This is a genomic window from Stenotrophomonas sp. PS02301 (assembly GCF_029959485.1).
GTDB classification, from domain to species: domain Bacteria; phylum Pseudomonadota; class Gammaproteobacteria; order Xanthomonadales; family Xanthomonadaceae; genus Stenotrophomonas; species Stenotrophomonas maltophilia_Z.
This window is the reverse complement of record NZ_JASCOO010000039.1, coordinates 1-12631: the sequence shown is the minus strand read 5'-3', so window position 1 is coordinate 12631 and position 12631 is coordinate 1. Positions and strand designations below refer to the sequence as shown.

At 67.0% G+C, this 12631-nt stretch carries 12 protein-coding genes and 1 pseudogene; 7 read left to right on the top strand and 6 right to left on the bottom strand.

The window, feature by feature from the left end; all coding sequences use genetic code 11:
• The first annotated feature begins 46 nt into the window (after positions 1-46).
• The 3 genes and pseudogenes from QMX81_RS11330 to QMX81_RS11320 all read left to right on the top strand — a co-directional run bounded on the left by QMX81_RS11330 (position 47) and on the right by QMX81_RS11320 (position 1857).
• Positions 47-421 (top strand): hypothetical protein, encoded by a 375-nt coding sequence (locus tag QMX81_RS11330; protein ID WP_121039711.1) that lies wholly within the window; start codon positions 47-49, stop codon positions 419-421.
• Positions 422-489: 68 nt separating this feature from the next.
• Positions 490-1265 (top strand): annotated as a pseudogene (locus QMX81_RS11325) (AMP nucleosidase).
• A gap of 52 nt (positions 1266-1317) precedes the next feature.
• Positions 1318-1857: a DUF924 family protein gene (locus QMX81_RS11320; protein ID WP_282261519.1), complete on the top strand. Its 540-nt coding sequence runs from the start codon at positions 1318-1320 to the stop codon at positions 1855-1857.
• An 82-nt stretch (positions 1858-1939) separates the two neighbouring features.
• Here the strand turns inward: QMX81_RS11320 and grxD are convergent, their stop codons facing one another.
• The gene (gene grxD, locus QMX81_RS11315; protein WP_121039705.1) at positions 1940-2866 is read right to left on the bottom strand and encodes a Grx4 family monothiol glutaredoxin; all 927 of its coding nucleotides are present in this window, start codon (positions 2864-2866) and stop codon (positions 1940-1942) included.
• A gap of 58 nt (positions 2867-2924) precedes the next feature.
• Here grxD and QMX81_RS11310 point away from each other — a divergent pair, with 58 nt between their 5' ends.
• Positions 2925-3701, top strand: coding sequence for a polysaccharide deacetylase family protein (locus QMX81_RS11310; RefSeq protein WP_282261516.1), 777 nt, complete (start codon positions 2925-2927; stop codon positions 3699-3701).
• Between the two features lie 30 nt (positions 3702-3731).
• On the opposite strand, the gene QMX81_RS11305 is transcribed toward QMX81_RS11310, so the two are convergent.
• From QMX81_RS11305 to QMX81_RS11285, 5 genes are all read right to left on the bottom strand, one after another.
• Complete coding sequence (locus QMX81_RS11305) at positions 3732-4055, bottom strand: hypothetical protein (RefSeq protein ID WP_282261514.1); 324 nt, start codon at positions 4053-4055, stop codon at positions 3732-3734.
• A 33-nt stretch (positions 4056-4088) separates the two neighbouring features.
• Positions 4089-4454, bottom strand: coding sequence for a hypothetical protein (locus tag QMX81_RS11300; protein WP_282261512.1), 366 nt, complete (start codon positions 4452-4454; stop codon positions 4089-4091).
• A gap of 67 nt (positions 4455-4521) precedes the next feature.
• Positions 4522-5205 (bottom strand): class I SAM-dependent methyltransferase, encoded by a 684-nt coding sequence (locus QMX81_RS11295; RefSeq protein ID WP_282261586.1) that lies wholly within the window; start codon positions 5203-5205, stop codon positions 4522-4524.
• Positions 5206-5222: 17 nt separating this feature from the next.
• Positions 5223-5843: a GDSL-type esterase/lipase family protein gene (locus QMX81_RS11290; protein WP_282261511.1), complete on the bottom strand. Its 621-nt coding sequence runs from the start codon at positions 5841-5843 to the stop codon at positions 5223-5225.
• Positions 5843-7117: a pyridoxal phosphate-dependent aminotransferase gene (locus QMX81_RS11285; protein WP_259259168.1), complete on the bottom strand. Its 1275-nt coding sequence runs from the start codon at positions 7115-7117 to the stop codon at positions 5843-5845. Before QMX81_RS11285 ends, QMX81_RS11290 begins: the two co-directional genes overlap by 1 nt.
• Before the next feature lie 175 nt (positions 7118-7292).
• On the opposite strand from QMX81_RS11285, the gene rsgA reads away from it, so the two are divergent.
• The 3 genes from rsgA to QMX81_RS11270 all read left to right on the top strand — a co-directional run bounded on the left by rsgA (position 7293) and on the right by QMX81_RS11270 (position 12140).
• Positions 7293-8399: a ribosome small subunit-dependent GTPase A gene (gene rsgA, locus QMX81_RS11280; protein WP_152152318.1), complete on the top strand. Its 1107-nt coding sequence runs from the start codon at positions 7293-7295 to the stop codon at positions 8397-8399.
• A 19-nt stretch (positions 8400-8418) separates the two neighbouring features.
• The gene (locus tag QMX81_RS11275; RefSeq protein WP_259259171.1) at positions 8419-9672 is read left to right on the top strand and encodes a flavohemoglobin expression-modulating QEGLA motif protein; all 1254 of its coding nucleotides are present in this window, start codon (positions 8419-8421) and stop codon (positions 9670-9672) included.
• Positions 9673-9848: 176 nt separating this feature from the next.
• Positions 9849-12140 carry a TonB-dependent receptor gene (locus tag QMX81_RS11270; RefSeq protein WP_282261505.1) on the top strand — a complete coding sequence of 764 codons (2292 nt, stop codon included), beginning with the start codon at positions 9849-9851 and terminating at the stop codon, positions 12138-12140.
• Positions 12141-12631 lie beyond the last annotated feature (491 nt).

Here is a 12631-nt window from a genome sequence, read left to right as displayed (position 1 = left end):
CTCGCGTAGGTCACCCGTGCGACCCTGCATTCACAAGGAAGTGTCGATGAACGTAACCGAAGGCTTTGATCGCAAGCACGCCAGGCATTACTACCTGTTGCTCGTCGTTCTGGCGTTCGCGTCCGGCCTCATGCTGGTGGCCGGATTCTTCGAGCAGTCGCCCAGCGGGCTGCCCAAAGAAGCGCGCATCCTCCTCGCAGCACTCTCCCTGCTGACGGCCACCGCCAGCTACCTGGTGATCAAACGGATCCAGTACGCCTTTCCGTTGGTCGGCATATCGTCCATATCCTTTGCCGCCTCGCTCTGGGCCTTTGGTGCGCCGACGGCCCTTGTCCTGCTGCTTGCCATACCGGCCGCCGTGCTTTTGCTGGCCTGCCTTGTCCTCAAGGGCAGGGCCGATGGGATCGACCACCCCGATTGAGCGGCAACGCTCGACGCCGCCCGGCTGGTCTCGCAGAATTGTCGCCTGTCGTTTGTCGGAACAGCCCCATGAAAACCAAACAGGACATCGTCGAAAACTGGCTGCCGCGGTACACCGGCGTGCCCCTGGAGCAGTTCGGGCAGCACATCCTGCTGACCAACTTCGGTGGCTACCTGCATACGTTTTCCCAGCTGACCGGCGCCCCCATCCAGGGCGCGGACCGGCCGATGGCCAGCGTCACCAGCGACGACATCACCCTGATCAACTTCGGCATGGGCAGCCCGAACGCGGCCATCATCATGGACCTGCTGTCGGCGGTGATGCCCAAGGCGGTGCTGTTTCTGGGCAAGTGCGGTGGGCTCAAGCGCAAAAACCAGCTGGGCGACCTGATCCTGCCCATCGCTGCAATCCGCGGCGAGGGCACTTCCAGCGACTACCTGCCGCCGGAAGTCCCGGCCCTGCCGGCCTTGCGCTGCAGCGGGCAGTCTCGACCATGGTCCGCGACCTCGGCCACGATTACTGGACCGGCACCGTCTACACCACCAATCGTCGGGTCTGGGAGCACGACGAGGCCTTCAAGGAGAAGCTGCGGGTGATGCGCTGCATGGCCATCGACATGGAGACGGCGACCCTGTTCGCGGCCGGTTTTGCGAACCACATCCCGATCGGGGCCTTGCTGTTGGTGTCCGACCAGCCGATGATTCCCGACGGCGTGAAGACCGAGGTCTCCGATGCCAAGGTCAGCTCACAGTTCGTCGAGAACCATATCCAGATCGGTATCGAGGCGCTTAAGCTGATACGGCGCAACGGCAAGTCGGTCCGCCACCTGCGTTTTGACGAGTAACGGCAATGGAACGGATGGGCGTCTTGGGGCGTTCTATCCACAGGGGTAGTGAATGGACGTGGCGGCACAAGTAGTGGAGTTCTGGCGAGACGCCGGACCGCAGCAGTGGTTCGCGCGCGATGACGCGTTCGATGCGCGGTTTCGCCAGCAGTTCCAGGAAGAACATTTCGCCGCCGCGCGCCGTGCCCGCGAGCATTGGCTGAGCAGCGCCGACGGCGCGCTGGCGCTGATGATCCTGCTCGACCAGTTTCCGCGCAATTGTTTCCGCGATACGGCGCATTCCTATGCCACCGATGGCCTGGCGCGTCATTACGCGATGCGTGCGGTGGAGGAAGGCCTGGACCTGCAACTGGTGCCCAAGCTGCGGGCGTTCATCTACCTGCCGTTCGAACACTCCGAAGACCCGCAGGACCAGGAGCGTTCGGTGGCGATGTTCGATGCACTGGGCGACAAGGAATACCTGCAGTTCGCCGAACTGCATCGCGACATCATCCGCCGCTTCGGGCGCTTCCCGCACCGTAATGCGGTGCTGGGGCGGATGCCGACGCCGGAGGAGCTGGATTACCTGGCCGAGGGTGGGTTTGCGGGTTGACCGGTGGATGGACGCCACCGGCGCCACGAACGAAAAAACGCCGGCAATGCCGGCGTTTTTCTTTCCCGCAACGTGCTGAAGATCAGTACTTCGGCACGCCGTTGTCCACCTCGTTCGACCAGGCGTCGATGCCGCCGGTGATGTTGGACACCTTGGTGAAGCCCAGGGCGCGGAACTGCTCGGCGGCCTGTGCGCTGCGGCCACCGTGGTGGCACAGGAAGGCCAGCGCGGTGTCCTTGGGCAAGGCTTCCAGGCGGGCGCGGTTGTCGCCATCGAAGGTCTCGAACGGAGCGTTGATCGCCGCGATCGCACGTTCGTCGGCCGGGCGCACGTCGACCACGGTGATGCTGCCGGCACGCAGCTGGTCGTCGGCGTCGCGCACGCTCAGTTCCTGCACGGCCTTGGGCGCGTTCGGGTTGTCGATCGCCAGGCCCTTGCCGCGGATGTCGTCGACCCAGTCGATGGTGATGCCTTCAGCGCGGCGGGCGCTGGCCAGATCGAACTGCACGCGCAGGCCGTTGGACTCGGCGGCGATCGCGTTGTCATCGTGCGGGGCCAGCTGGAAGTTCGGCTGGAAGCGCGCATCGATGCCCAGCTGCAACGAGGCACCCGGGGAATCGGCCAGCGCGCCACGCAGCATTTCCACGGCGGCCGGGGTCACGGTGATGCGCGGCGGGGTGCGGTCCGGTGCGGCCAGCCCGAGCACGCTGCTCAGCTCACCGTTGCCGGCCATCTGCAGGATGATGTCGCTGCCACCGATCAGCTCGCCATCGATGTACAGCTGCGGAATGGTCGGCCACTCGCCATAGGCTTTGATGCCTTCGCGGATGTCCGCGTCGGCCAGCACGTTGACGTGGTCGAACTCCACCCCGAGGTCCTGCAGGGCGCCGACGGCTTTGGCCGAGAAACCGCACTGCGGCATGCTCGGCTGACCCTTCATGAACAGCACGACGCGGTTGGCGTTGAGAATGGATTCGATGCGCGAGCGCAGGGCGGGATCAAGGGACATGACGGTCAGGGTCCGGATATGCGAACCGCCTATTCTACGCGGCATGGCATCATGGGGCATGACCGTACCGGAAACGTTGTATCGCATTCCCCGCCGCCCTTGGCGCTGGCTGCCGTGGCTGGTGCTGTCGCAGCTGCTGGTGGTGCTGGTCTGGGCCGCCTGGGGCTGGCGCTACGGCCTGCCGCTGATGGTGGCGACCCATGCCCTGTTCATGGTGCCGGTGTTCCTCCCCAACAGCCGCTTCTACGCCCCCGTGCTCAGCCGCCTGCCCGGCGATGCCCGCAAGGTCTGGCTGACCATCGATGATGGCCCGTCGGCGGACACCCCGGCGGTGCTCGATCTGCTGGACCGCTACGAGGCCAGGGCGACCTTTTTCCTGGTCGGTGAACGCGCGCAGGCGCAGCCGGACCTGGTCCGCGCGATGCTGGCCCGCGGGCACAGCCTGGGCAATCACAGCCACCGCCACCCGCAAGCGCGTTTCTGGCGGCTGGGGCGACAGGCCATGGCCGCGGAGATCGCGCACTGCCAGCAGGCCCTCACCGCAATCGCCGGCACGCCACCGCGCTGGTACCGCTCGGTGGTCGGGATGACCAATCCATTCGTGGCCCCTGCGTTGAAACAGTGGCAGCTGACCCGGGTCGGCTGGAGCGCGCGCGGTTTCGACGGGGTGGAGTGCAGGCCCGATCAGGTGGTCGAACGGATCACCCGTGATCTGGCGCCGGGCAGTATCGTGCTGCTGCACGAGGGCGCCGCACATGGCCACAACCTGGCCATCATCGAGGCGGTGCTGCAGGCGGTGCAGGCACGTGGCCTGCACGCGGGTCTGCCGGACTGACGCCAGCTCGGTGCCCGGCGCAGGCCGGGATCAGCTCAGCGAGCCGATGATCATCAGCAGCACCACACCGAGGATGCTGCCGATCGAGATCACCAGGCCGAGGATCGCAAACACACGGCGGCGGTCTGCCTGCAATGCACCGGCCACGCCCAGGCCGAAGGCCACCAGCTGCATCAGCGCGGTGCACATCAGGCCGAGGCCGACCAGGATCGCCGACATGGAGGTCTCCTCCATGCCGCCGGGGGTCGTGGTTTCGATAACGCCGGCCACGACGATCAGGCCCAGCATCAACACGGCACCGCACAGGGCGGTAATGAACGCGGCAATACCCATGCCGGAATGAGGGGGGTGCATCAGGGCTCCTTGTCGATGCGATGAAACGGGGAATCAGGGGGCGAAGGGCTGCGCGGCCGCGGCGTCTGTTGGCGGATGCGAGGCATGCCACTGGTCGCGGATCCAACCGCCCAGCGACAGCTGTGCGATCAGCAGACCCAGCGTCACCAGCAGCGCGATGATGCCGAACAGGCGGCGCCGGCGCGGCTGCAGCACGCTGCCCAGGCCGAGCAGCAGGGCCAGGATGGCCAGGCCGACACTGCTGCCGAGCAGTGCCGCCAGCGACCACGGCAGCTCGCGCATGGCCGCGTGTTCGGGCGCATGCGCGTAATGCATGCTCAGCAGCAGCATCACCAGGCCACAGGCGCTGACGATCAGCGCGGCGATGCCCAGCGCGGAATGTCGAGTCTGTCTTTGCATGGGCGGCTCCGTGCCGGAAAGGGGGGCGAGTATGCGCGCGTGCGGTCGGCGGCGCGAGCCACGGCGACTACGCAGCGAGCGGACGATCGCCGACGATCAGCCAGTTGTTGAACGGGGTATTGCCGTACAGCGTTGTCATCCGCAGGTGCAGCCCGGCGGTTTCCAGCGGGGTGTGCAGGCTCTCGGCGTCGAGGTAGTGGCGTGGGCGCGTGCCCATCCAGCCCACCAGATGCGCGAGCATGTCGGTGATCCGCGTGGCGTGGTCGCGGCCACTGTGGTCAGCCAACGTGGTGCGGATCACCAGCCGCGCCCCGGGGGCCACGCGCGCGGCGGCATCGTGCAGCAGTTGCGCCTGCGCGGGCGCGGGCAGGTACTGCAGCACGTCCAGCAACGCGACGTTGCCGAGGTGGGCGGGCAGGGCGGCACTGGCATCCATGCAGGTGAACCGTGCCTGTGGCAGCGCGGCGCGGGCGCTGGCCTGTTCGGCGCGGGCGACCTTGCCGGCGTCGATGTCCAGGCCGTGATACGGCAATACATTGCCATGCTCGCGCAGCACGTGGGCCAGCAGCCCGAGGCCGCAGCCGATATCCAGCAAGGGCACGGCAGGGGCATCGTTCAATGCGGCGAGCACGCCGGGATACAGTGGATCGCTGCCGAGTTTGCCGCGGCTGTAGTAATAATCGCGACGGTTGCCGAACCACTGTGCCGGCAGGAACGCCGTGGCGATCCGGCGGGCCTGCTCCCTGCCCAGCGGCAGCGCGGCCTCGCTCAGCGGGTCGGCTCCGCCCACAGCACGCGCGTCACTTCGAACGCGCGCTGGTGCCACAGCGTGTACATCGCGGCGGACGGATGCAGACCATCTTCGGCCAGCATGACGCTCTCGCCGCCCAGCTGGCGGCTCAGGTCCGTGATGTCGACAAAGGCCACGTCATGCTCGGCGCAGATCGCTGCAGCGGCAGCGTTGTAAGCATCCAGTTCCTGCCCGATCTGCACGCGGTCGCGGCCGGACGCCATGGCATAGGGGGTCACGCCCCAGTCCGGGATCGACAGGACCAGCACGCGCGGTGCACGGTCGCCGGCGAAGGCGAGCGCGCGCTGCAGCAGGGCGGTGAAACGCGGGCGGTACTCGTCCACGCTGCGCCCGCGATACTGATCGTTGACCCCGATCAGCAGACTCACCAGCTCGAAGGGACCCTGCGGTGCGTCGGCGTCGATGCCGGCCTCAAGCTCATCGGTGGTCCAGCCGGTGGTGGCGATGATGCTCGGGTCATCCACAGCCACGCCGATATCGCGCAGGGCCGCGGCCAACTGCCTCGGCCAGCGCCCGGCCGGCTCGACACCTTCGCCGATCGTGTAGGAATCGCCCAGCGCCAGGTACGGCAGGCCCATCAGGCCACCGCGCTGCGCGGCTTGAGCGGCACCACCTTGGTGTTGGCCTCGGCACGGCGTGCCAGGGCGCGGTCGATGCGGGCGAACACATCGCGCATCACCTCCGGCTCGGGCAGCAGCGTCACGCGGAAGTGGTGGCGGTAAGGCACGTTGAAGCTCGAGCCCGGGACCACCAGTACGCCTTCCTCGTTCATCAGTTCCAGCGCGAAATCATGGTCATCGAAGCTGCGTGCCGCCGCACCGACCACCGCCGGGAATGCGTACAGCGCGCCGGCCGGGGCCACCAGCGACAGATGCTCGCTGGCGTTGCAGGCCTCGATCACCGCGCGGCGGGTTTCATACAGACGGCCACCGGGTGCGCACAGCGGCGAGATGGTGTCCGGCCCGTTGACCGCCGCATCGATGGCGTACTGGCCCGGCACGTTGGCGCACAGGCGCAGCGCGCTGAGCAGGTCCATCGCCGCACGGAACTCGCCCAGCCGTTCGGCCGCGCCGGACAGCATCGCCCAGCCCACGCGCCAGCCACAGGCGCGATGCACCTTGCTCAGGCCGCTGAAGGTGATGCACGGGTGGTCGCCGGCCAGTGGCGCGACCGCATGGAACTGCGCGTCGTCGTAGAGTATCTGGTCGTAGATTTCATCGACCATCAGCAGCAGGTTGTGCTTGGCGGCGATGGCGACGATGCGCTCCAGCAGATCGCGCGAGTAGCTGGCGCCGCTGGGGTTGTTCGGGTTGATCAGCACGATCGCGCGGGTGCGCGAGGACACCAGCGCCTCGATCTCGACCGGGTCGGGCTGGAAGCCGTTCTCCGGTGCGCAGCGGTAATACACCGGGCGGCCATCGTTGAGGATCGTCGCGGCCGACCACAGCGGGTAATCCGGCGAGGGCACCAGCACTTCGTCGCCCGGGTTGAGCAGAGCGCGCAGCGACAGGTCGATCAGCTCGCTGACGCCATTGCCGATGAATACGCGGTCCGGGTGCGCATCGGGTGCACCGCGCCGGGCGTAGGCGGCGGCGATGGCTTCGCGCGCCTCCGGCAGGCCCTGCTGGTGGGTGTACGGATCGGTGCGGCCCATGTCATCGGCGATCGCACGCTGCAGGTGCTCCGGCGCCCGGAACCCGAAGTTGCCCGGGTTGCCGATGTTGAGCTTGATCAGCTTGCGGCCCTGGGCCTCCAGCTCCCGCGCTCGTCGCGCCAGTTCGCCCCGGATCTCGTAGCGGACTTCGGACAGGCGCTCGCGGGTGGCGAGCGGCTTCAGCGGGGGCGTGGACATGAACGGGCCGTCATTCAGGCATGGAAACCGCATGGTAGCGGAATTGTTGCGTTGCAGGGCAAGCGTTTCCGGCCCAACGCCCGGCCCTGCAAGGCAGTTGCAGATGAAAGGATTTCCGTCCGTCCACGCCTGCGCCGGTCCCCCGCGGCGACGCTTGGTGGCCACACCCTTTAGAATGGGCACGATGAGCGAACCCACTGATTACCTTGCGCTGCAGACCATTGGCTGGCCTTGGCCGGGCGGCCCCGAACTGCCGGCTTGGCAGGCCCTGTTCGAGCAGTTCCCGCAGGCACGCCCGGGCCGGGTGATCGAGCAGCATCGCACCGGGTACATCGTCTCCGATGCGCCGGAAGCGGCGATCAAGACCGAGTCCCCGCCGGAATGGCAGCGCCCACGCTTCCCCAGCCACGAGCGCGCGGCGGTCGGCGACTGGGTGCTGCTGGAGGGCATCAAGATCGTTGCCCTGCTGCCGCGGCGCACCGCGATCAAGCGCGGCGCGGCCGGCGAGCATTACCACCAGCAGGTGATCGCGGCCAACATCGATACGGTGTTCATCGTCTGCGGGCTGGATGCGGACTTCAATCCGCGCCGGATCGAGCGCTACCTGCTGCTGGTCGGCGGGGGCGGTGCACAGCCGGTGGTGGTGCTGACCAAGGCCGACCAGACCGAGTACAGCCAGGATGCTCTGGACGTGCTGGAAGAACTGGCTGCGCAGAACATTCCGCTGCTGGCGATCAACGGCAAGGACCCGGCCAGCGCCTCGGCCCTGTTGCCGTGGCTCGCCGCTGGCCAGACCGTGGTACTGGTCGGCTCCTCCGGTGCGGGCAAGTCGACCCTCACCAATACGCTGCTTGGGCATGAGCGCATGAAGACGGCCGATGTGCGCGTCAACGACTCGCGCGGCCGCCACACCACCACCCACCGTGCACTGATTCCGTTGCCGGCCGGGGCCTGCCTGATCGATACACCCGGCATGCGCGAGCTCAAGCCGACCGGCGAGGAGGCCCTGAGCGAAGGCGGCTTCTCCGACGTGGAAGCCCTGTCGGCACAATGCCGTTTCCGCGACTGCGCCCACCAGCGTGAGCCGGGCTGTGCGATCCGCGCGGCCATCGATGACGGCACGCTGGATGAAGAGCGCCTGCTCAACTACTTCAAGCTGAAAGAAGAAGTGGCTGCCGCCGCTGCCAAGCTGGCCGTGCGCCAGGCGCAGCAGGCCATCGAGCGCAAGCACGTCGGCAAGGGTGCGCAGTGGCGCCCGGGCGGAAAGGGCGGCCGACGATAGCTTTTGCTACTGTCCGTCCATGGACACGCCAATGACCGTGGATCGTGACGTCGCCCACCACACCGCGCTCGATGCCCAATTGGTCGAGGCGGTAGGCGGGATCAAACTGCTGGGCCTGACCAGCTGGCCGGCCGCGCTGCAGGCGCCGTTCCTGGCCAGCGTCGCCCGCGGCCAGCCGGTGCTGCCGCAGGTCGACTACCCCAAGCTCGATTTCACCGATACCCGCCATCGGCTGGCCGCGATCAGCGCGCAATGCGATCCCGACCATCCCATCGGCCTGTACGTGCAGCGCTCGGCGCACAGCTGGGACCAGGCCGCCGGCCTGCTGGAATCGCTGGGCACCGCCGAGGTGGATCGTTACTCGGTGGAGCTGTTCGGCGCGCCCGAGCAGCCGCTGCCGGGCAACGGCCCCAGCACCCGCGATGCCGCCCGGCACTTCATCCAGATCGCGCAGGAGCTGGATCACGAGCTGCTCGCGCCCGAAGAACAGGTGCCGGTCTCGGCCACCGCGCTGCAACTGCAGCTGCAGAGTGATCTGGATGCCTTCTTCGAATCGCGCATCATCAGCGTCCAGCTGGATCCGGACCTGATCTCCAAGGCGGCGGCCGGCCCGAACCGGATCCGCCTGCGCACCAGTGCACGCTTCAGTGCCTACGACCGTGCGCAGCTGTTCCACCACGAGGCGCTGGTGCATTCGCTGACTGCACTCAACGGCCGCGAGCAGCCGCACCTGCCCAGCCTGGCGCTGTCCTCGCCGCGGGTCACCGCCACCCAGGAAGGGCTGGCGACCTTTGCCGAGCAGATCACCGGCAGCATCGACATCGAGCGCCTCAAGCGCATCAGCCTGCGCACCGAAGCCATCGCCATGGCGCGCGAAGGGGCCGATTTCATCCAGGTGTTCCGCTACTTCTGCGAGGCCGGCCAGAACAACGAAGAGAGTTTCGCCTCCGCCCAGCGCGTGTTCCGCGGGGTACCCCCGAGCGGCGGCGCGGCCTTCACCAAGGACACGGTGTATCTGCGCGGGCTGGTCTCGGTGCACACCTTCTTCCGCCACATGCTCGCCGAAGACCGCCTGCAGGTCTGCCGCTGGCTGTTCGCCGGCAAGATGTCGCTGACCGACGCGATCGCCTTCGCGCCACTGTTCGAAGAGGGCATCCTGCGCCCGCCGCGCTGGCTGCCGCATTGGGTCAGCCGCGCGAACGGATTGGCCGGCATGCTCGCGTTCTCACTGTTTGCCAACCGCATCCGCATGGATCAGCTCGCCCCAGAGTAGTGCCGGCCGCTGGCCGGCTGCCTCGCGCTCCCTCCGCGCGCTCCCATGCGTTAGTGAGCACTGCATCGCAATTCATCTGCGATGACCCGCATCGTAAAGATCCTTTCATCTTCCGCTCGCATGCTGGTCGTGCACCTGCGTTGCGCAGGTCATCTTCCCCCATGTAACGGACGACCATGCTTACCCGACCCCTGACGATCGCGGTGGCGCTCGCGCTGTGCGCTGCCAACGCCCACGCTGCCGATGTAGACGCCACCGCCGCTGCCAACGTCGCGCTCAGCGCGCAGACCCTGGATACCGTTTCGGTGATCGGCCAGGGCGAGACCCGCCAGGTGCAGCGCATCACGGCCGTGGACAAGGAAGTGCTGCCGCCGGGCACCAGCGGCCAGAAGATCCTCGATCGCCTGCCGGGTGTATCCGTGCAGTCCAACGATGCCTTCGGCGCCAACGAAGAGTCGCAGACGATCAGCCTGCGCGGCTTCGACAAGAGCCGCCTGGGCTACACGCTGGACGGCATTCCGCTGGGCGACAACAGCTACGGCAACTACAACGGCCTGAGCATCGCCCGTGCGCTGATCGCCGAGAATCTCGCCGGCGCAGAATTGTCGCAGGGCATCGGCTCGCTGGGCGTCGCCTCGACCAGCAACCTCGGCGGCACCATCCAGTACTTCTCGCAGGACCCGTCCACCGAGTTCGGCGGCAAGGCCAGCGTCACCGTCGGCGATGACAACCAGCGCCGCGGCTACCTGCGCGTGGACACCGGCGACATCAACGGCTTCTCGGCCTATGTGTCCGGCGTGCATCAGGATTCGGACATGTGGGCCGAACCGAACCAGAACCAGACCACCCGCCAGTTCAACGCCAAGGCGATCTGGACCGTGGGTGACAACCGCTTCGGTGCCTTCGCTGCCACCTCGCGCGTGAGCCAGGCCAACTACGCCTACCTGTCCAAGAGCATGCTCGCGCGTGGCCTCGGCTGGGACTGGAACATCTACGCACCGGATTGGGACCGCGCGGTTGCCGCCGCCTACTGCGCACCGGGCACCTACAACGCGCAGAAGTGTGCGTTCACCGGTGGCGTCAACAGCATCGATGACGCGTACTACCAGAGCCGCGCGCTGCGCGACGACAACCTGTACTCGCTGGATGCCGACCTCGCGCTGGGCGACAGCGCCCGCCTGAAGCTGCTTGGCTACCACCACGAGAACCGCGGCCAGGGCCACTGGTGGGCACCGGGCCAGCCCTCCAACCCGGGGACGCCGGAGATGCTCCCGATCTCCATCCGCAGCACCAACTACACCATCAACCGCCAGGGCATCACCGCCGCACTGAGCTGGCAATGGGGCATCCATTCGCTGGAAGCGGGGCTGTGGTACGAGCGCAACGACCACAACGTGGAGCGCAACTTCTACTACATCACCGGCCCGTTCCTGGATGACGGCTACCTCAACCATCCGGACCGCCGCCTGTTCGACCAGGACTTCGACATCCGCACGCGCCAGTTCTACGTGCAGGACCGCATGCGCTTCCTGGACGACCGCCTGACCGTGGATGTGGGCATCAAGAGCCCGAACACCCGCATGACCGCCAACGCCAAGCCGGGCACCGAAGCCAGCTACGCCTCCGGCACCCTGACCGCCAAGGAATCGGTACTGCCGCAGGCCGGCATCGGCTTCAAGCTGAGCCCGAACCAGGAAGTCTTCGCCTCCTACTCGGAGAACATCGCCGCCTTCGTCGGTGGTGGCAGCGGCGGCCCGCTGCAGGTCTCGCCAGAGTCCTTCGCGGCCAGCGCCGGGTTGGAACCGGAGAAGTCCAAGACGCTGGAAGCCGGCTTCCGTACCTTCGGCGAAAAGTACCAGGCCTCCCTCGCCGCCTATCACGTGACGTTCGACAACCGCCTGCTCTCGCTCAACCCCTGCACCAGCATCGAAGTGGGCACGCGCCCGGAGTGCATCACGCGCTTCATCAACGTGGGCTCGGTGAAAAGCCGCGGCGCGGAACTGACCTTCATCCTCAAGCCGATGGATGGCCTGCAGTGGTACAACGCGCTCTCGTGGAACAAGACCACCTACGAGGACGACTACACCTCGGGCGGTGCGATCGTGCCGGTGGCCGGCAAGATCACGGTGGACACCCCCGAGCGCATGGCCTCCAGTGAGATCAGCTGGAACCGGGATGGCTTCTTCGCGAGTCTGCGCGCGAAGTACACGGGCAAGCGTTATTACACCTACACCAACGATCAGTCGGTGCCGGGTGTGACGACGTTCGATGCGGGGATGGGGTATTCGTTCGGGCCGGGCATGGGGTTGCGCGATATCAAGGTGTCGCTCAATGCGACCAATCTGACCAATAAGCGGTATGCCGGGCAGCTCAGTTCGTTCGCGCCGACGGATCCGACCGGCACGCGCTATGCGATCCACGCGAGCGCGCCGCGCCAGCTGTTCATGACGGTGGCTGCGGAGTTCTGATCTCCGCTTGCTTGGGCATGGGTAGCCACCGACCGTTGGTCGGTGGCTTTGCCTCCCAGATGACTGGGCCAGGCGTGGGGTGTGCGGGTTCGCGGGACGCGCCGTAAACCCATCCATGGGGGCTCGTGAGCCGCATCCATGCGGCACAACGGTCCCGCCAACCCACACACCCCACGCCTCCGACAGTTGGCTGGTGGCCATGGCGAAGCAAAGCAACGCAACGCTGCAGACGGGACGGGACGGGATGGGACGGGCCGAGGCTAGCCGAGCCGAGATGGGTGATCAGGGTAGCCACCGACCGTTGGTCGGTGGCTTTTCGTTGTGCACCGGTAAGAGCTCAACGCCAACAGCGCAACGCCTAGAGCGCAGAGCTTCTCAGATGACTGGGCCAGGCGTGGGGTGTGTGGGTTCGCGGGACGCGCCGTAAACCCATCGATGGGGGCTCGTGAGCCGCATCCATGCGGCACAACGGTCCCGCCAACCCACACACC

Coding starts and splice junctions, on each gene's coding strand:
- QMX81_RS11330 (WP_121039711.1), top strand. CDS start 47: ATGAACGTAACCGAAGGCTTTGATCGCAAGCACGCCAGGCATTACTAC.
- QMX81_RS11320 (WP_282261519.1), top strand. CDS start 1,318: ATGGACGTGGCGGCACAAGTAGTGGAGTTCTGGCGAGACGCCGGACCG.
- grxD (WP_121039705.1), bottom strand. CDS start 2,866: ATGTCCCTTGATCCCGCCCTGCGCTCGCGCATCGAATCCATTCTCAAC.
- QMX81_RS11310 (WP_282261516.1), top strand. CDS start 2,925: ATGACCGTACCGGAAACGTTGTATCGCATTCCCCGCCGCCCTTGGCGC.
- QMX81_RS11305 (WP_282261514.1), bottom strand. CDS start 4,055: ATGCACCCCCCTCATTCCGGCATGGGTATTGCCGCGTTCATTACCGCC.
- QMX81_RS11300 (WP_282261512.1), bottom strand. CDS start 4,454: ATGCAAAGACAGACTCGACATTCCGCGCTGGGCATCGCCGCGCTGATC.
- QMX81_RS11290 (WP_282261511.1), bottom strand. CDS start 5,843: ATGGGCCTGCCGTACCTGGCGCTGGGCGATTCCTACACGATCGGCGAA.
- QMX81_RS11285 (WP_259259168.1), bottom strand. CDS start 7,117: ATGTCCACGCCCCCGCTGAAGCCGCTCGCCACCCGCGAGCGCCTGTCC.
- rsgA (WP_152152318.1), top strand. CDS start 7,293: ATGGGCACGATGAGCGAACCCACTGATTACCTTGCGCTGCAGACCATT.
- QMX81_RS11275 (WP_259259171.1), top strand. CDS start 8,419: ATGGACACGCCAATGACCGTGGATCGTGACGTCGCCCACCACACCGCG.
- QMX81_RS11270 (WP_282261505.1), top strand. CDS start 9,849: ATGCTTACCCGACCCCTGACGATCGCGGTGGCGCTCGCGCTGTGCGCT.